General features: G+C 46.8%; 14 protein-coding genes and 1 tRNA gene. 4 read left to right on the top strand and 11 right to left on the bottom strand.

Going from position 1 to position 18971, the window contains the following annotated elements:
* Positions 1-127 precede the first annotated feature (127 nt).
* A tRNA-Met gene (locus tag ACYVF1_RS02360) sits at positions 128-200 on the bottom strand.
* Positions 201-343: 143 nt separating this feature from the next.
* On the opposite strand from ACYVF1_RS02360, the gene era reads away from it, so the two are divergent.
* The 3 genes from era (at position 344) to ACYVF1_RS02345 (ending at position 3429) form a co-directional block, all read left to right on the top strand.
* Entirely contained in the window at positions 344-1264 is a 921-nt protein-coding gene (gene era, locus ACYVF1_RS02355; RefSeq protein WP_461075226.1) for a GTPase Era, read from the top strand.
* 64 nt (positions 1265-1328) lie between these two features.
* Positions 1329-2636, top strand: coding sequence for a ribosome biogenesis GTPase Der (gene der / locus ACYVF1_RS02350; protein ID WP_461075224.1), 1308 nt, complete (start codon positions 1329-1331; stop codon positions 2634-2636).
* Between the two features lie 502 nt (positions 2637-3138).
* Positions 3139-3429 carry an ArsR/SmtB family transcription factor gene (locus tag ACYVF1_RS02345; RefSeq protein ID WP_461075222.1) on the top strand — a complete coding sequence of 97 codons (291 nt, stop codon included), beginning with the start codon at positions 3139-3141 and terminating at the stop codon, positions 3427-3429.
* 54 nt (positions 3430-3483) lie between these two features.
* Here the strand turns inward: ACYVF1_RS02345 and ruvB are convergent, their stop codons facing one another.
* Together ruvB and ACYVF1_RS02335 are read right to left on the bottom strand one after the other, a co-directional pair.
* Positions 3484-4512, bottom strand: a complete 1029-nt coding sequence (ruvB, locus tag ACYVF1_RS02340) for a Holliday junction branch migration DNA helicase RuvB (RefSeq protein ID WP_461075220.1) — start codon at positions 4510-4512, stop codon at positions 3484-3486.
* A gap of 101 nt (positions 4513-4613) precedes the next feature.
* Positions 4614-8312 (bottom strand): T9SS type B sorting domain-containing protein, encoded by a 3699-nt coding sequence (locus ACYVF1_RS02335; RefSeq protein WP_461075218.1) that lies wholly within the window; start codon positions 8310-8312, stop codon positions 4614-4616.
* A gap of 233 nt (positions 8313-8545) precedes the next feature.
* On the opposite strand from ACYVF1_RS02335, the gene ACYVF1_RS02330 reads away from it, so the two are divergent.
* Positions 8546-9577, top strand: a complete 1032-nt coding sequence (locus ACYVF1_RS02330) for a PorP/SprF family type IX secretion system membrane protein (RefSeq protein WP_461075216.1) — start codon at positions 8546-8548, stop codon at positions 9575-9577.
* A gap of 82 nt (positions 9578-9659) precedes the next feature.
* On the opposite strand, the gene ACYVF1_RS02325 is transcribed toward ACYVF1_RS02330, so the two are convergent.
* The 8 genes from ACYVF1_RS02325 to ACYVF1_RS02290 form a co-directional block, all read right to left on the bottom strand.
* Positions 9660-10898 (bottom strand): aspartate kinase, encoded by a 1239-nt coding sequence (locus ACYVF1_RS02325; protein WP_461075214.1) that lies wholly within the window; start codon positions 10896-10898, stop codon positions 9660-9662.
* 95 nt (positions 10899-10993) lie between these two features.
* Positions 10994-12928: a 1-deoxy-D-xylulose-5-phosphate synthase gene (dxs, locus tag ACYVF1_RS02320; RefSeq protein WP_461075212.1), complete on the bottom strand. Its 1935-nt coding sequence runs from the start codon at positions 12926-12928 to the stop codon at positions 10994-10996.
* Between the two features lie 244 nt (positions 12929-13172).
* Positions 13173-14093, bottom strand: coding sequence for a rhomboid family intramembrane serine protease (locus ACYVF1_RS02315; protein ID WP_461075210.1), 921 nt, complete (start codon positions 14091-14093; stop codon positions 13173-13175).
* 2 nt (positions 14094-14095) lie between these two features.
* The gene (locus ACYVF1_RS02310; protein ID WP_461075208.1) at positions 14096-14743 is read right to left on the bottom strand and encodes a rhomboid family intramembrane serine protease; all 648 of its coding nucleotides are present in this window, start codon (positions 14741-14743) and stop codon (positions 14096-14098) included.
* 36 nt (positions 14744-14779) lie between these two features.
* On the bottom strand, positions 14780-16837 hold the full coding sequence (mutL, locus tag ACYVF1_RS02305) for a DNA mismatch repair endonuclease MutL (protein ID WP_461075206.1): 2058 nt from the start codon (positions 16835-16837) through the stop codon (positions 14780-14782).
* Positions 16838-17061: 224 nt separating this feature from the next.
* Positions 17062-17367 carry a 30S ribosomal protein S10 gene (rpsJ, locus tag ACYVF1_RS02300; protein ID WP_190892748.1) on the bottom strand — a complete coding sequence of 102 codons (306 nt, stop codon included), beginning with the start codon at positions 17365-17367 and terminating at the stop codon, positions 17062-17064.
* 159 nt (positions 17368-17526) lie between these two features.
* Positions 17527-17763: a hypothetical protein gene (locus ACYVF1_RS02295; protein ID WP_461075204.1), complete on the bottom strand. Its 237-nt coding sequence runs from the start codon at positions 17761-17763 to the stop codon at positions 17527-17529.
* A gap of 122 nt (positions 17764-17885) precedes the next feature.
* Positions 17886-18896, bottom strand: a complete 1011-nt coding sequence (locus tag ACYVF1_RS02290) for an aspartate-semialdehyde dehydrogenase (RefSeq protein ID WP_461075202.1) — start codon at positions 18894-18896, stop codon at positions 17886-17888.
* Positions 18897-18971: the final 75 nt, after the last annotated feature.

Below are 18971 nucleotides of genomic sequence, written 5' to 3'. Positions count from 1 at the left end.
TACGAAGATGGAAAATATCGAACCACCAAAGCTGATTATTTTTTTGAGCTAATGTGCTCATCCTCAAGCAAAAATGAGTACAAAAAAGAAGGACTGACTACAAATTCATGTAGTCAGTCCACTTTAGTAGCGGGAGCTGGACTCGAACCAGCGACCTTTGGGTTATGAGCCCAACGAGCTACCAACTGCTCCATCCCGCGATGTTTGGAGTGCAAAGGTACGACGATTTTCTATAAAATCAACTATCTTTGTAAAAAAAGTTTATGAACCCCGGAAACTGTTTTTAAAATTTGGGAGTTCTCCACAAAAGCTACTGGCTGTCAGCTAGTAGGATCACCTCAAGATGAATACACAACTGATTGAAAATTTTCCGGCCAATCATAAGGCTGGATTTGTAAGCATCGTTGGCAAACCAAACGTAGGTAAGTCAACACTAATGAACCAGCTCGTTGGTGAGCGGCTCTCCATCATCACCTCGAAGGCCCAGACAACGCGTCACCGCATTATGGGCATCCTGAATGGAACACACCACGATCAGGAATTTCAGCTCGTTTACTCCGATACGCCGGGTATTATTAAGCCTCAGTATAAATTGCATGAATCGATGATGAGCTTCGTGCGCGGCTCCATTGAAGATGCTGACGTAGTACTGTTCGTAACCGATATTTTCGAACAGCACGATGAAGATGATGTTATCGTACGACTGCAAAAGTCGGAAGTGCCTATCCTACTGCTTATCAACAAGATTGACCAGGCAACGCAAGATCAGGTAATCGAAAAGATTGCCTACTGGCAGACCCATTTCAAGGCCCAGGAAATCATTCCGATTTCGGCTCTGAACGGCTTTAATATCGATCTGGTGTTTGATAGTATTTTTTCCCGTCTACCGGAGCACCCGCCCTATTTTCCCAAAGACGAACTAACCGATAAACCAGAGCGATTCTTTGCTTCAGAGATTATCCGGGAAAAAATATTTCTGAATTATAAGAAAGAAGTACCTTACAGCAGCGAGGTTATTATTACTGGCTTCAAGGAAAAAGAAGACATAATTGTAGTTCAGGCCGAAATTTTGGTCGAGCGAGCTACACAGCGCGCTATTTTGCTCGGCGAAGGGGGCAAAATGATTAAGAAAACGGGAATTATGGCCCGCGAAGAGCTGGAACGGTTCTTTGGTAAGAAAGTATTTTTAGAACAATTCGTCAAAGTAGAACCCGACTGGCGGCAGAAAGAGCGTATGCTCAAGCGATTGGGATATGACGAGTAAAATGCAATGATAAATGATGACTGTTTGCGTAAGCTCTTTCATCATTTATCATTACCATTCAATCATGGCAAATATTGTTGCAATTGTTGGACGCCCGAATGTGGGTAAATCAACGCTATTTAATCGCCTGACAGAACAGCGGCAGGCCATTATGGACAACCAAAGTGGGGTAACTCGCGACCGACATTATGGCACGGCCGAATGGAATAGCCATTATTTTACGCTCATCGACACGGGAGGGTACGTAGTAGGCTCCGAGGACGTATTTGAAGAATCGATTCGGGAACAGGTAGAAATTGCTATTCAGGAATCGACCGCCCTGTTGTTTGTGGTTGACACACAGACGGGTATTACGGGCCTGGATGAAGATTTTGCCAACGTATTACGTCGGTCGAAAAAGCCGGTATACGTCATAGCCAATAAAGCAGAAACTGCGGAGCGGATGCACGCAGCTTCCGAATTTTACTCGCTTGGCCTGGGCGACCCCTACCCTATTTCGTCTATGACCGGTTCTGGAACCGGTGATTTACTGGATGAACTTATCAAAAATTTCCAGACAACCGGCGTCGAAAACCCAAACGAGGGCATTCCACGTATCGCCATTCTGGGCCGCCCGAATGTAGGTAAATCGTCGTTCCTGAACGTATTAACGGGCCAGGAACGTAGCATCGTAACCGATATTGCGGGTACTACCCGCGATGCTATCGACACGCGCTACCGTGCTTATGGTAAAGATTTTATCTTGACCGATACGGCTGGATTACGACGTAAGGCACGTATCAATGATAACATTGAGTTTTACTCGACGCTACGTTCGATTAAGGCCATGGAAGAGTCGGATGTGTGTATTATTCTGCTTGATGCCACGCGAGGGCTTGAGGCTCAGGATCTGAACATTATTGGCCAGGCCGTTAAAGCCAAAAAGGGCGTCGTGATTATGGTGAATAAGTGGGATGCCGTGGAAAAAGACCATCGCACGGCCGACGTGTTACGTAAGGAAATGATTCAGCGGATGATGCCCATCGATTACCTGCCTATCATTTTTGCGTCGGTGCATGAGAAGCAGCGCATTTTTCAGGTGATGGAAAAGGCAATGGAAGTCTACGAAAACAAAGCACGAAAAATTGCTACGTCGAAGTTGAATGAAGCCATGCAGCCCGAAATAGAAAAGTATCCGCCACCATCTATCAAGGGGAAATACATTAAGATTAAATACATGCTGCAAGTGCCAACCCCATCGCCGACGTTTGTATTTTTCTGCAACTTGCCCCAATATATTCAGGAGTCCTATGAACGCTTCCTGGAAAACCGAATCCGGGAACATTTCGACTTTACAGGTGTACCCATTACGGTGTTTTTCCGACAGAAGTAGCAGTACGTGAAGGGGTAAGGGGTTGACATTTTTACTTCTTTGCCCCTTTACACTGTATTTACTGAGCGGTTCAATGCCTATTTTTTAGTTTCAATTTTAACATTAGTCATAACCATAAGAATCAACCAAATTGATGCAGGAAAGGCATCCGTAGTTATCAATATTATTGAAATTTTAACAGTATTTATTACTACTTGAAGGCTACTCTAAATCATTAGTTATGAATAACCAACAGCTACTTTTTTTGCATTAATTAGCCTAATTATAATTAAGCGATTTAAAAAATAATTTATGCCGTTTGAAAAGTTTTTCATTTATAATTAGCTGATAAATCGTAAGTTACATTATAAAGAATGTACATTATATCATCAATTTGAAAAAATTGTCAGAAATTAAACTCAAACTAACATCAATAAATTAGTTAGTGAATTCTATCGTTTTTTTTAAGTAAATTTCCAGCTACCTACCAAAACACTAATCTTAGATTGACATTACTAAAACTATGGACGACGAAAAGCGCATCGACAAAGCGGCCTACGTATTAAAAGCCGTAGCGCACCCGCTTCGCATCAAAATTATTCAGATGCTGAATGAGAACAGGGAGTTGAACGTATCAACGATTTACAAAAATCTCAATGCTGAACAGTCGTTGATTTCGCATCATCTAATTAATATGCGCGACAAAGGAATTCTTGACATCCGACGTAGCGGGAAAAATATTTATTATTTCCTGGTCGATACGGCTGTTGCAGAAGTGATTGACTGCATCTATAAAAGCAAGTTATTGAATTAACCTCTACGTAAACAAACATCCCGAACGCTAGTGCGTTCGGGATGTTACAAAATCTTAACCGAACAAATCGCCCGTTCGGAAATTGGGCACAATACCCAAGTGCATATATGCCTTTTCCGTAGCTTCGCGCCCACGGGAGGTGCGCTTCAGAAAACCTTCCTGAATCAGGAAAGGCTCATATACTTCTTCAATCGTTTCCGCTTCTTCACCGCAGGCAGTCGCAATGGTAGTAAGCCCCACGGGGCCGCCTTTAAACTTCTCAATAATCGTTGACAAGATTCGATTATCCATGTCGTCGAGCCCGTTCTGATCCACGTCGAGTGCACTCAGCGCAATCTCAGCAATCTCAACATTGATGTAGCCATTACCTTTTACCTGCGCAAAATCGCGGGTACGACGTAGCAGATTGTTGGCGATACGTGGTGTACCCCGGCTCCGGCGGGCAATTTCATAAGCACCCGTTTCGTCGATAGGTGTCCCTAGAATAGCCGAAGATCGCTGCACAATACTGGTCAATAACTGCGCATCATAGTACTCGAGCCGGCAGCTGATCCCAAATCGGGCACGTAGCGGTGACGTCAGCATCCCCGCGCGGGTCGTCGCGCCAATCAGCGTGAACGGATTCAGTTTGATCTGCACCGTCCGGGCGTTCGGGCCGGAGTCGAGCATAATATCAATCTTGTAATCCTCCATGGCCGAATAAAGGTATTCTTCCACAATGGGATTCAGCCGGTGAATTTCGTCGATAAACAAGACGTCGTTAGGCTGAAGGTTCGTTAGCAAACCGGCCAGATCGCTGGGCTTATCGAGCACGGGCCCCGACGTCATTTTAATGTTCGCGTTCAGCTCATTGGCGATAATATGCGACAAAGTTGTTTTGCCCAAACCCGGAGGGCCATGAAGCAATACGTGGTCGAGCGCGTCGCCCCGCTGCATGGCTGCCCGGACGAAAACTTCGAGGTTGTCGAGGACTTTCGCCTGCCCGGTAAAGTCTTCGAAAGAGAGTGGGCGGAGAGCCTTTTCAACCTCTTTGTCGGTGGCGGTCATTCCGTCTGTAGAGCCTTTCAAAAAGTCGTTTCGCATGATTTTGATTAAGACCGATATGGCCCATTTTCAGCCTGAATTAAGCCGTTTTTAGACCATATGTTTTATCTCAAATATACGAAAAAATAGGGACAATCACGCTATCTAATCAACATTACAGTGCCCCGTTTTGTGATGACGCCACGGTCTGGAAATGACTCACTTCGGTACTGCACAATATATGGGTAAAGCATTGATGGATACGTAGAACCTTTGTACGTACCGTCCCATTTCTGCTCTGGATTATTGCTCACGAAAATGACTTCTCCCCACCGGTTATAAATTCTGAATTCGTAATCAGTAATGTAAGCCGTGAAGATTTGCAGTACGTCGTTAATGCCATCGTTATTCGGCGTAAAAGCATCGGGCAGATTTACCCGCGGCTCGCACAGATTCAGTACGCGCGCTATGCCCGTAGCCGTACATCCTTGCGGATCAGTTACCTGAATTGAGTATTGACCTGCTTTATTGACTGTTACGTTACGGGTAGTATCGTTCTGGGTTAGCCATAAGAATTTCAAACCGGCGGCACCGTTGGCCGATAACCTGACCGTTCCTAAATCTCCTTCACATAACGATGCTTGTTGCGTATAAGAGAAATTCGGAGCGGGGCGATCGTTGACCTGAATGCTGGCTCGCCCTTTACAACCATTTTGTGTATTAACGACCGACAGACTGTATGAACCCGGTTGCGCCACCGAAATGGTCGGCGTGGTGGCGCCTGTGCTCCACTGATACGTATTACCGGGCGTATCGCCGGAAAGCGGAGCCAGTATTACCACACCGCCAATACACTTAAGCGTATCAGGTCCAAGTCGCGCCAGACCGGTGCTATCTAAACCAACCTTAATGCTATCCTTTGAGGCTTTACAGCCCTTCTCATCTACGATCTGCACGAAATACAACCCAGGTGCTGCGCTGCCAAAAATGGCTGTAGTAGCAACAGTATTTTTAGTCTGATCGAGCCACTGATACGTAGCGGGTGTGCCTCCTGTTACGTTCAGACTGATGGTTCCGCTGTTAGGCGTACTACACAAGGCATCTCTGACGCGCGGAGTAATTACTAACGTATTGGCAGGTGATTTCAGGGTAAACGACGTATCAGCCTTACAACTATGCAGCACCTCCGTTACGTTAATTGTATACTTCCCTTCGGTTAGCGCCGTTTGGCGATTTATGGTATCCGCTATCGCCGTTCCATCTGCCGTTTTCCAGTCATATCGATAATTTCCGGCGGGGGTAGGCGTCAGTTCAATGGCGCCGTCAGTCGACGTACAGCCGAGCGGCTGGGTTAACGTAGCGGCAACACGTATTTTCGGCAACTCAGTTACGCGGATAGTATCTGAGTTTTCGCAGGTTGTACCATCCAGCTGAGTCGTTTGAGCCGTAACCGAATACGTACCAGCTTTCGATACCGCGATACTACGGGTAGTTTCTCCATTACTCCACTGAAACTGAACGTACTGCTGCTGCGGTACGCGTACATTAACCGACGAGCGATAACAGAAAAGCGTATCGGGGCCAAGATCGAGCGTTGGTGGGGGCTTAATCTGAACTTCGATGGTGTCGCTTTTGAAACATTCGCCATTGGCGGCCAAACCCACTACGTAGTAAAAGCCGGGCCGTTCCAGTTTTATAGTTTTCTGGCGGCTGGCTATACTGCCGTTGACAATCCAGACGTACACTTTTGCCTGTACTTTAAGATCGAGTGTAATGCCTTTCTTGTTACAGATAGCCGTGTCTCCCCCTAAATTTATATCGGGGGGTGTTTCCAGGATGGTTAATGTGTCAGTAATCGTTGTGTCCTTACAAATGCCGCCCGAGCTGGTTTGCGTAACAATATGCAGGCTGACGTAATACGTACCAGGTGTTTTGTACGGGTGCGTGATAGGGTCGGTAGCCGTTGTTGAATAGGGACGGCTGCCATCGCCAAAACTGAGTGTGTATGTTTCTTTTAATTTAGGGCAGTTCGGACTCACCTGAAACACGGTTGGCGCGTTTACACACGTATCGCCATAGGTTAACCCCGGTCCATTCGATTGGTCGTTAAAGTTAGAAACCAGGTTTGGTAGCCCAAGCTGGCTGGTTTGACCGCCCAGCGTTTGCCCTTGTGGATTATAGATCAGGCTATCCAAAAGCCCTCCATTCGGATTGTCAATGGTACCCAAATTCTGGCTTCCCTTAATAGCTACGTATATCCGACCATCCGGCCCGATCTGAAGCGCCCCGTATTGGCGCGTGGTACTGCTATCGACCACCATTTTCGACCTGGATATAAGCGAATCCGGCTGCGAAAGATCGTAACGTAACAGATACGATGATCCCTTCTGACTCCCGTCAGAATTGGTATCGGCCAGCATTGTTACGTACAGATTTTTTCCGTCGGGCGAAAATTCGACGCCATACGCTTTGGGCGGGGCAGGCCCCAAATCAACGGTTTTATTGTAGACGAGTGTACCTAATGAGTCATTAAACGTATAGAGTTCAATAACGTTTTTTGGCGGACCAGGAATCACAACCGCCATCGGACGACTGGCTCCGTTTGCGCTGGCCGTATCGGCCGGACCGATTTTAATGTAACCTTCGGCCATCGCCAGCGAATCGATGACTTGTCCACCTTTTTCGCCAGGTTTAGGATACGTAATAGGATCAGTATTTTCATCACGGGTCAAATGCCGGACTTCAAACTGATTCGTACCATACTTACGGGTAATAACCCAGAATGTTGAATCGCGTTCGTTCTCAACCGAAGCCGATTGCTCAGTACTTGAATTTGAGACAGGAATATTTTTCTCTACAATGGCGCCTTTCCCACCGTCTTTCCGCATATCAACTACACTATACGTCAGCGTTTTCTGTCCACGAATCTCCGATGTGGTGTATACGTAGTACAGATATTCGCAGCCCCGGCAGGTCGGTTTTGGAACAATCAGGGCCGATTGAGTAGAGTTTTTGTTTCCGCCTAGTGGTATCTGTGTCGTTGTTGTATCGCCCGGCACCAGCGATTTCATGGGTTTACCATCTTTATCGTAAATTGTAATCCCATCGGAATAGAACAGCAATTTCCCTTTCGTATCTGCAATCGACGACGACCCTTCAATAGTACTCAACTTCCCGTCGGTGATCGGTTTAGGACTTCCGCCACCGCTAAAATCCAGACCGGCATTCTGGCCAAAATACCATTTTACCCCCTGCGACTCATTCTGTTCCCCACAAACTGATACGTTGATACGATCCTGATAGGTACAGCCGTTCGGACTAATGGCTTCTACCGAGTAACAGCCTGAACTATCGACCTGTAACGTTTGTGTAGTATCGCCTTTGGGATACCAGAGAAAGCGTAATCCCGATTGGGCTGGACCTCCGCCGTAAGGGTCAAGTGTGATGACTTCGCCTTTACAGATGGTTGTGTCGGTCCGCCAGTTGACAAAGGATTGAGGAGGAGTTCCAATATTAACTCGTCGAGAAGTAGTGGTTGTGCTTCCACTGATTGTTCTTGTAATACTTACGAGGTACTCTCCGGCCGTCTGATAAACGTGTTTGACAGTTGAATCTCTTTTTGTTACCGAAGGCGTGCCATCGCCAAAACTCCAGATCCGGTTTGTAACACCGGTTTGTATACTGTCTTTGAATACAAGTGAATCTGATTTGCATTCCTGGTCAGGAACACATGGTTTCCCACCAATAATTTGGATGCCGCCAGTTGATGTACCCTGCGCCCAGGCAACGCGCAGCCCAGCCAGCAGAAACAGCACGGCGAAGAGTTTAATTACCCGAATATGCTTATTAGAAATCCACATGAACAAACGTTGAATAAGGCTCCCCTCTCAATTTCACTCCCTCAGCATAACAACAGCGGGGGCATTACGTTAGTATAAACGAAAGTGTTTCGTTAAAATTTTATCGTAGAATAGACCAGAACGCCCCTAAAAATCACTTAATTTTATAGGTTGTTGTGCTGCTATATACTTCGTTTCCTGTCATAACGTTGCACTGATAAAATTGGCCCAGTCTTTGCCCCGATTATCCTACTATGTTTAATAAATACGTACTGACGATTTTGATGCTGAGCCTGAGTCGCCTGGTCTTTGCGCAGGACCCTCAGTTTACTCAGTTCTACGCAGCTCCGCTGTATCTGAATCCTGCTTTTGCCGGGTCGGCGCTAGCACCACGTATCACGGCCAACTACCGGAATCAGTGGCCCGCCATCACAAACTACGTAACAACGATGGTGTCTTTCGACCACTATTTCGACAAATATAATAGTGGGGTTGGTTTGCTGATTCAAAATGACAACCAGGGTCAGGGAAGGATTCAATCCACGGATATAGGGTTGCAATATGCGTACCAGTTTCAGGTGGGCGAAGCGTCGTTCGTGCGGCTTGGTTTGCAGGGCTCCTACGTCAATCGTAGCGTCAACTATTTCGGGCTTACAACGGGCGACCAGTTTACCGACCGGGGTTTCATAACGGGCAGCGTATCGCAAGACCCGACTTTGTTGGCCAACGCCCCAACAAAAAAATACCTTGATTTCTCCACAGGTGGTCTTTTTTATTCGGATTGGTTCTGGATCGGCGCTTCGGCCCATCATATCAACCGTCCCGACCAGGGTTTCTTTGTGGGTGGACGCGAACGCTTACCGGTAAAGGCTAGCATCCATGCCGGTCTGCGGATTCCGCTTGGCGGATTTACGGGTCTGGTCGACGAGATGGATCGGGAGATTAGCTTCTCACCGGTGATTATGTACAAACACCAGGGTAAGTACGACCAGCTTGATTTAGGCGCTTATCTGACGTATTCACCACTTACGATTGGTGCTTATTATCGGGGTATCCCTTTCAAAAAGTACAATCAGACGCTGAATAACCACGACGCAATTGCCCTATTGGCTGGCTGGCGAATGGATAAATTCTCGATTGGCTACAGTTACGACGTAACGATTTCGACGCTGGGCAATAGCGGTGGTTCGCACGAATTGTCGTTATCATACATTTTCGACAAACCCGAAAGCCGCCGAGGGGGCGTCAAGAAGAAAGACAAGAAACTACCCTGTCCGAAGTTCTAAAGAGTGAAAGAGTGAAAGAGTGAAAGAGTGACTATCCAGCATTATCGCTCTTTCACTCTTTCGTACTTTCGCTCTTTAAAAATCAAGCCGCTTCACGTACTACCAACTGTACTGTGTAGCGGCTTTTCTGTTCCAGAAGCAGGTTTTTGTTGACCAATACACGGCTAATAGTTTCCTGGTCATAATGCCGAATCGTGATGAGTTCGACCCCTTCGTTATAGCTTACCCGAAAATCCTGCTTCAGCAATTCCAACAAGGCCGGAATACGTTCCGGGTTGCTGTCAACGACCACTGAGAAGCTAATAGCGGTGTTTTGCATGAGATTGATGCGAACGCCCATCTGTGCAAATCGGGCAAAAATCCGGCTCAAGTTATCTTCTGCAATAAATGAAAAGTCGTTTGGATGTAAGGAAATCAGTAACTGATTGACTTTGAAGATAAACGAAGGAATCGGCAGATTCAGCTTGAAGTTGCCGATAACCGTACTAGGCGCATCGGGCTGGATGAACGAGCGGACGTAGAGCGGGATATTTTTGTTCTGCAGCGGCTTAATCGTTTTCGGATGAATAACCGTAGCGCCGTAATAAGCTAATTCAATGGCATCCTGATACGTTAATTTATCGAGCAACACGGTCTTGTCGAACCATTTAGGATCAGCATTGAGCACGCCCGGTACGTCTTTCCAGATTGTTACGTGGTCGGCATTGAGACAGTGGGCAAAAATGGCCGCCGAGTAATCTGAACCATCACGGCCCAACGTAATGGTGCGCCCGTCGGATGTTTTGCCAATGAATCCCTGGGTTAACGTAACACCACCTTTTGCTACGTCCTCACTGATACGTTGTATGGTCTTTTCCCAATCGATACGTCCTTCCCGGAACGTAGTATCGGCACAAATTACCTGCCGGGCATCGAGCCAGCGTACTGCCACCCCGATATGAGTTAAATAAGCCGCGAGTATTTGGGTAGATATTACTTCGCCCAACGCTACGATGCGGTCGTAAATTTCATCATACGTACCGATAGGCGGTTGGGCAAGGTCATTCTCAAGATTATCAAATGTTTGCTGAACAAGACTAAAATCAGCGTTCAGCTCATTCATAATTACGTCGTGGGAATACCGAATGAACCGTAACCGCTCCTGAACGGCCTCAGGCTGACGAATGTACGCCCGAACAAGTTCTTCCAGCGCATTCGTTGTTTTGCCCATCGCCGATACAACCAGCAGCGTATTTCGTGCCTGCGTCCGTATGATTTCCGCTACGTTCCGAACGCCAGCAGCGTCTTTTACGGAAGCCCCTCCGAATTTATAAACGTTCATGATTCACAAAAATAAAAGAGCGAAAGTACGAAAGAGTGAAAGAGCGAATCCATCCGATGGGTTTTCGCTCTTTCACTCTTTCATACTTTCGCTCTTTAAATTACAACCGCGCGGCCTGTGAATAAAAGTTCACGAACGGCCTTCGCAATACCTTCGGGATCAAAACCACACTCCCGATGAAGCTCAATCTGTTCACCGTGCTCAATAACTGCATCGGGAATACCCAGACGTTTCACGCAGGCCATGTAACTATGGTTCGCCATGAATTCAAGGACTGCACTACCAAAACCACCCATCAGACAGCCATCTTCCACCGTCAAAACGCGGTCGAAACGAGTGAAAATCTGATGAAGCAGTTCTTCGTCGAGCGGTTTAACGTAGCGCATATCAAAATGGGCCGGGCGAATTCCTTCACCAGCTAATTTCTGAATGGCTTCAACGGCGTAGTTTCCAATGTGGCCAATCGTTAGAATCGCTACGTTCTCGCCATCGCTAACCATGCGCCCTTTGCCAATAACCTGCTTTTCGAGCGGAGTACGCCAGTTCGGCATCACGCCTTCACCACGCGGATAACGTATCGTGAAAGCCCGTTTGCCTTGTTGCACTTCGTCTGACTGGGCTGTAAACATCATATTGCGTAGTTCCTGCTCATTCATGGGCGCGGCCACAATCATGTTCGGAACGCAGCGCATATACGCCAAATCGTAGGCACCGTGATGCGTTGGACCATCAGCTCCGGCAAAACCAGCCCGATCGAGGCAGAAAATCACCGGCAATTCCTGTATACAAACGTCGTGAATGACCTGGTCATACGCCCGTTGCATGAAGGTGGAATAAATGTTGCAGAAAACTACCTCGCCCTGCGTCGCCATCCCGGCCGAGAACGTAACGGCGTGCTGTTCAGCAATTCCCACGTCGAAAGCCCGCTTAGGCATGGCTTTCATCATAATGTTCATCGACGAACCGGAAGGCATGGCTGGCGTAACGCCCACGATACGTGGATTCTGCTCGGCCAGCTCAACTAACGTATTCCCAAATACGTCCTGATACTTGGGCGGCTGTGGCGAATCGTATATTTTCTTGGTAATGACCCCAGTAACTTTGTCGAACAGACCCGGAGCGTGCCATTTGGTCTGATCTTTTTCCGCCGGGCCGTATCCTTTCCCTTTTACAGTCAGAACGTGCAGCAGTTTAGGACCGGGAATCTGTTTGAGATCGGCCAGAACGCTGACCAAATGGTCGATGTCGTGACCGTCGATAGGGCCAAAATAACGCAGATGCAGCGATTCGAACAGGTTACTCTGGTCGAGCAAAGAAGACTTGATTCCTGATTCTACTTTCGAGACAATCTCCTGCGCGCTCTTCCCGAACTTGCTCATTTTACCGAGCAGATTCCAAACCTCATCTTTGACTTTATTATACGTCTGCGAGGTTGTAATATCGGTCAGGTATTCACGTAGCGCCCCCACGTTGGGATCGATGCTCATGCAGTTGTCGTTCAGAACAATCAGCAGATTGCTATCGGTAGCACCCGCGTGGTTCATGCCTTCGAAGGCTTCACCGGCTGTCAGCGCGCCATCGCCAATTACAGCAATATGGCTACGTTGGTTATTTCCCTGAAGCTGCGAAGCAACCGCCATACCCAAAGCCGCCGAAATCGACGTAGAGGAATGACCTACGCCAAACGCGTCGTATTCGCTCTCTTTCCGCTTAGGGAAACCCGACAAACCTTTATAAAATCGATTCGTATGGAATTTTTCCCGGCGACCGGTCAGAATTTTATGCCCATAGGCCTGATGACCTACGTCCCAAATTAACTGATCGTCAGGCGTATTAAATACGTAGTGAAGCGCAACCGTTAGCTCAACTACGCCCAGACTGGCTCCAAAATGACCACCATAAACCGATACGTCGTCAATGATAAATTGACGCAGTTCATCGGCTAGCTGGGGTAATAGAGATTTATCGAGTTTACGAAGTTGATCAGGAGTGTTGATGGTGGCAAGTAAACTGCCGGGGGTAATCAGCATGATGGTAACTGGTAAGCACCTGTCTTACAACAAGACGCGTACAAAATACAATGATTTTTTTGGTGATTCTCCCATTTTATTCTGGACACGAAGCTACCACTTTTTTTAGCTATTATAAAAAATCTAAGTATTCATGCCTGCTCATACATACGAGCGCATTAGTAAATTAGATTTTTAAAAGATTTTGCATTACAAAAAAATCATCTTGTAAAGCCATTTCCTCACCCGAAACGAACGTACTACGTTAATTGCGCTGACTCGCCCGGAATAGTTTCTGCTTCTCTTCCCGAGTAAGGCTCTCATAGCCAGACCGCGAAATCTTGTCCAGAATGGTATCAATTTCGTCCTGATCAGGCGTCGACATAGTAGATGAACCAGCGGTTGACGCATAGGAACTTGTCTGTGCGCTGGCACTGCTACGTTGCCGATAGGATACTTTAATGGCAGGTTTTGGCTTTAAAAGATTGCTCCAGCCATCCGCCAGCCAGTAAAGAGGGCGGCCAAGATCGGTACCATTCTGAAGCAATTTAACGTAGCAGAAGCCCATTATGGCTCCTCCCAAATGAGCCAGATTACCGCCAGCATTCGTGCCCGCCGATTGTGCTATTGACAGGATGACAAAAAAGAAGACGATGTATTTGATACGTACCGGACCGAAAAATAACAAATGGAAGGTATAATTCGGAAGTAACGTAGCAGCCCCGACAGCCACCGAGAAAGCGGCTGCGGAAGCGCCCAGCATACGGGCAACATCGGCATGATTCTGGAAGTAAGGCACCAGGTTATACATAGCCAGGTAAAGCAGCCCACCAGCCATACCACCCGTGATATATAAACCGATTAACCGGCGGCTGCCCAGATATTCATCGATCAGGCGGCCGAACCAGTACAAAAAGAGCATGTTGTAGAGAATATGAAAAATCTCGTCATGCGTGAAGAAGTACGTAAACAGAGTCCACGGCTTGTGCAAAAACGCTGCCAGATTACCGGGCAACATAAGTTGCGCCCGTACAAAGCCATAAATTTCTTCGTTCTGCGCAATGCTTAGGCTCACCCTGCCTATCAATAGCACCAGAAATATGACTACGTTGATCAATATAAGCTGCACCAACGTATTGTTGGGCTTACTGAACTCGCTTCGGAAATCATCGAACAACCCGCTCATTACTAGTATAATGTTTTTCCCTGTGACCCCCAGTATTTCACCAGTATAAATGCAAACAACATGCCGCCGATATGGGCAAAGTGAGCGACATTGTCGGCCTGTGCCCGATATACACCCGAGTAAAGCTCAAAGGCCGCGTAAAAAATAACGAGGTATTTAGCTTTCACCGGTATAGGTGGAAACAATAAAAATAGTTGAGTGTTTGGAAACAATAATCCATACCCCATAATTACGCCGAAAATTGCCCCCGATGCACCAACCATCGGCTGGCCATACTGGGTTGCAAATTGGGCAAAAGTGCCTCCAAATTCGTCTTTATATAATTCATATACGTGCTGCATTTCATAATAGTTTATTCCACCATATAAAAATGCAGCTCCGATTCCGGTAAATAAATAAAAAAACGTGAATCGTTTTGGCCCCCAATAGCTTTCCAGCATAGGACCAAACACGATCAACCCAATCATATTGCTAAAAATGTGATTAAGACTACCATGCAAAAACATGTGGGTCAGAATCTGAATTGGGTTGAATTGGGCCGAAACAAATGAGTGTAAACCAAATTGTTGGATAATAGCCTCATTCGTGATCAGATACACCAATACGTTTATTATTAGCAGTATGCGAACTACCGGAGTTAAATTGAACATCGTTTACAAACTAATTTAAGCGAAATAACGGAATGATTAGCGAAAAAGCGCAGCAATTTTATCCAACGTCAACACAACCATAACGGGTTCGCCAGTGGGTGTGTAACTTGGATTAGAAGATGCTAATACTTGTTCAATGAGCGCTTTACATTCCGTCGAACTCAATCGAGTGGTATGACGCATCGATGACCGCCTGGATAACGACCGCGCCATCGATTCAATTTTATCTAATTTCAGCCGACCCGTATCCGAACGTAACTGGGCCAGCAGATTGGCAAACAACTCTTCTTCATTATCGCCTGTGGTGAGGGCCGGTACGCCCCGAATCACAAACGTATTAGCACCCAGTTCATCAAACTCAAAACCCAGATTGATCAGGTCGTCGCGAAGTTCGATAGCCAGTTGAAAATCAACGGGCATCAACGTAATGGTTTTAGGAAACAAAAGTTGCTGCGATGATCCATTACGTTTCGTCAGCGATGCCTGAAACTGGTCGTACAGAACCCGTTCGTAAGCCCGCCGTTGATCAACCAGCAACATGCCCGAACGTATCGGTGCCAGCAAATATCGGTTGTGCAGTTGCACAATATTCCCTTCCTCCAACATCACCGGCGGCTCCTGCTCCATCGAAACAGTTTCTGACAGGAGTTTGTTAGCCCGACTTCCTAACGTAATCTTTTCATTTTCGCCGGATGGTTCGGTAGGTTCTGCGGTTACTTTTACGGGACCTAGCCAGTCTGTTTCTTCACCAGCTTTTTCAGCCGAATCTTTATCAGCCTCGCGGTTACTTTCTTTTATAATCTGCCAGTTATTGGCCGATGGGCGGGGCTCGGCTTTCTCAGCTTTGGGCGTCAAATCGAAACTACTTCCGGCGGCTTTATCCAGCGCACTGCTACGTAGCGGAGTGGCAGGACTGCTGGGTTGTGCATTACCCGAGGCCCAGGAAGCAGAAATAGGGCGGGCCATGCTAGGCTTCACGGCGCTACGTTCGGAAGCATCTGATTTCACGACAACGCTCGGCTGAGCAGACGTATCAGTAGCCATACCGGGTTTAACACCCGTTAGAAAATTAACGTCCGAATCAAAATCGAGGGAAGGTGCCAGATTATATAGACCCACTGCTTTGCGAACGGCTGCCATCATGATGGCATAAACCGACCGCTCGTCATCAAATTTTATCTCCGTTTTCGTCGGGTGAATGTTAATATCGATGTGTGATGGATCAATCTCAATAAACAGGACGTAGAACGGATGGCTGCCTTCGGGCAACGTACCTTCATAAGCGCCAATGACAGCGTGATGCAGGTAATTGTGTTTAATGAATCGATTATTTACGAAAAAAAACTGCTCGTTACGTGCCTTCCGGGCTGATTCGGGCTTACCAATGTAACCATGAACCGTTACGTAGGGCGTTTTTTCTTCGCAAAAATTCAACTGTTCGCGGTAACTCTTGCCAAACATATCGACGATACGTCGGCTAAGTTTTCCGGCGGGTAGGTTATAGATCTCCTGATCGTTATGAAAGAGCGAGAAAGCAACCTCAGGGTTCGCCAGCGCTACTCGTTGAAATTCGTCTAAAATGTGACGCATCTCTACGGAGTTTGATTTCAGGAAATTACGTCGGGCCGGTACGTTGAAAAACAGGTTTTTAATCAGCAGATTCGTGCCGGGCAAACAGGAAATAGCCTCCTGTGCTTTAATTTCCGACCCCTCAATACGTACCAACGTACCGAGTTCGTCGACCGCGCGACGGGTGCGCATTTCAACCTGTGCTACAGCTGCAATAGATGCCAGTGCTTCGCCCCGGAATCCCATCGTTTTGATGCGGAATAAATCGTCGGATGAGCGGATTTTAGACGTAGCGTGCCGTTCAAAACTCATGCGGGCATCGGTTTCGCTCATGCCCAGCCCATCGTCGATAATCTGAATCAGATTACGCCCAGCCTCCCTGACAATCACCTGAATGGATTTTGCTTTGGCGTCAACCGAATTTTCGAGCAACTCCTTCACTACCGACGCGGGGCGTTGCACGACTTCACCGGCAGCTATCTGATTAGCAATCGAATCGGGGAGGAGTTGAATGACGTTTAGCATAACGAACCTGAGTACTGGCGAGACGATTCTTTGTCATAGCCTTTACTATAAATATACAACTTTAATCCTGAATTTGTGCCGGGGATGTGGAGAAAAGGATGAAAGGTTATGACGCGTTACGTTCGGAAATACAAATGCCGCAAGCCCGAACCAATACGTTCCGTGCCTGCGGCATTAGAAAGTTGCAACTCTATAACCTTACAACATTATAACTTTGCAACTCATTAAACCTTAATCTCTACGTCAACACCGCTGGGGAGTTCAAGTTTCATCAGCGCATCTACCGTTTTGGCGCTGCTGCTGTAAATATCAACCAGACGCTTGTATGTGCACAGTTGGAATTGTTCCCGAGCCTTCTTGTTGACGTGGGGCGACCGCAGTACGGTATAAATTTCTTTATTGGTTGGCAGAGGAATTGGGCCGCTTACAATGGCGCCCGTCGATTTGACGGCTTTCACAATTTTCTCAGCCGATTTGTCAACCAGCGTGTGGTCGAACGACTTCAGTTTAATACGGATTTTCTGGCTCATTCTGTTGTGGTTCGTTAGGTGATTATGGCCCGCCGAAAGAACCATATACTCCGGTCGGGCGCTGAATTGGACCGCAAAGGTACGGTTTTTTACTTAAAAATGTATGAAGTAAGTTATATGATGTGTAATTATCTGATCATCACAAGAGTACACTCTACTTCATGCATTACCAAAGGGAGTATTTCTGCGGCTTATTTCCGATTGGATACCCTTCAGATTATTTGAATATCTGGAACCAATCTGAAACGAAAAAACAAGTAAAAGAACAGTAAGAATAAACCCTTTATGTGTAGCAGCATAAACAGCTGTGCCAACTACAAGACCGACGAACACAGCAACTGTAATTTTTTGTGATTTCAATCTTTTCTCTTCTGCCACCAATTCTTCGAGTGTCATTTTGGAGTAGTCTTTACTCGAAAACATAGTAATGTCTACATTAAGAAAATTTTGAAATTATAGCTACGTCCCTTTACGTGGTGTCGGGTTTGAGAGCCCGACACCACGCAAGTTCATTAGTATTACACCAAGCTACCTGCTTCTACCAGTTCGTGTTTTAAGAGATATTCGGCAATTTGAACGGCGTTCGTAGCGGCCCCTTTGCGGAGATTATCAGCCACGATCCACATGTTCACCGTTTTAGGCTGGCTTTCGTCGCGACGAATACGGCCTACGAAAACTTCGTCTTTACCGTGGGCCGTTAATGGCATTGGGTAGACTTTGTTCTGCGGATCATCCTGAACGATAACGCCTTCGGTATTGCTGAGAATATTTACTACGTCGCTCAGTTCGTATTCATCTTCAAACTCGATGTTCACCGCTTCGGAATGGCCGCCGATGGTAGGGATACGTACCGTAGTGGCCGTTACCTGAATTGAATCGTCGCCCATGATTTTCTTGGTCTCGTTGACCATTTTCATTTCCTCTTTGGTGTAACCATTATCGAGGAATACGTCAATATGAGGCAGTACGTTCAGGTCGATCGGGTGCGGGTAAACTTTGGGCGCATCTTTATCACCATTACGTTCGGCAAACAACTGATCAACAGCGGCTTTACCTGTTCCCGTAACCGACTGATACGTTGATACAACAACCCGTTTGATTTTGTAGCGGTCGTGAAGCGGTTTCAGAGCCACTACCATCTGAATAGTCGAGCAGTTGGGGTTGGCGATGATTTTGTCATCGATAGTTAATACGTTGGCATTCACTTCTGGAACAACCAGTTTTTTGGTTGGGTCCATCCGCCAGGCCGACGAATTATCGACTACCACAATACCTGCTTCGGCAAATTTTGGAGCAAGCGCCAGCGACGTACTGCCACCGGCCGAAAAAATCGCAATGGCCGGTTTAGCGGCAATGGCATCCTCGAAGCTAACGACCATATATGACTTACCCTTAAACTCCACCTGTTTACCAACCGACCGCTCCGAAGCGACAGGAATGAGTTCAGTAATAGGGAAGTTCCGTTCTTCGAGAACTTTCAGGATTTCGCCACCGACCAGGCCCGTGGCTCCAACGACTGCGATTTTCATAATTATTTTAACTGTTTTTTGTAAAATTGACCGCAAAGGTACGGCAAAATTTCGTCGGTGAGTCACTTGATTCAT

This window comes from Spirosoma flavus, from assembly GCF_054778555.1.
The sequence above is the reverse complement of the archived record's forward strand: the minus strand, read 5'-3'. Positions and strand labels throughout refer to the sequence as shown.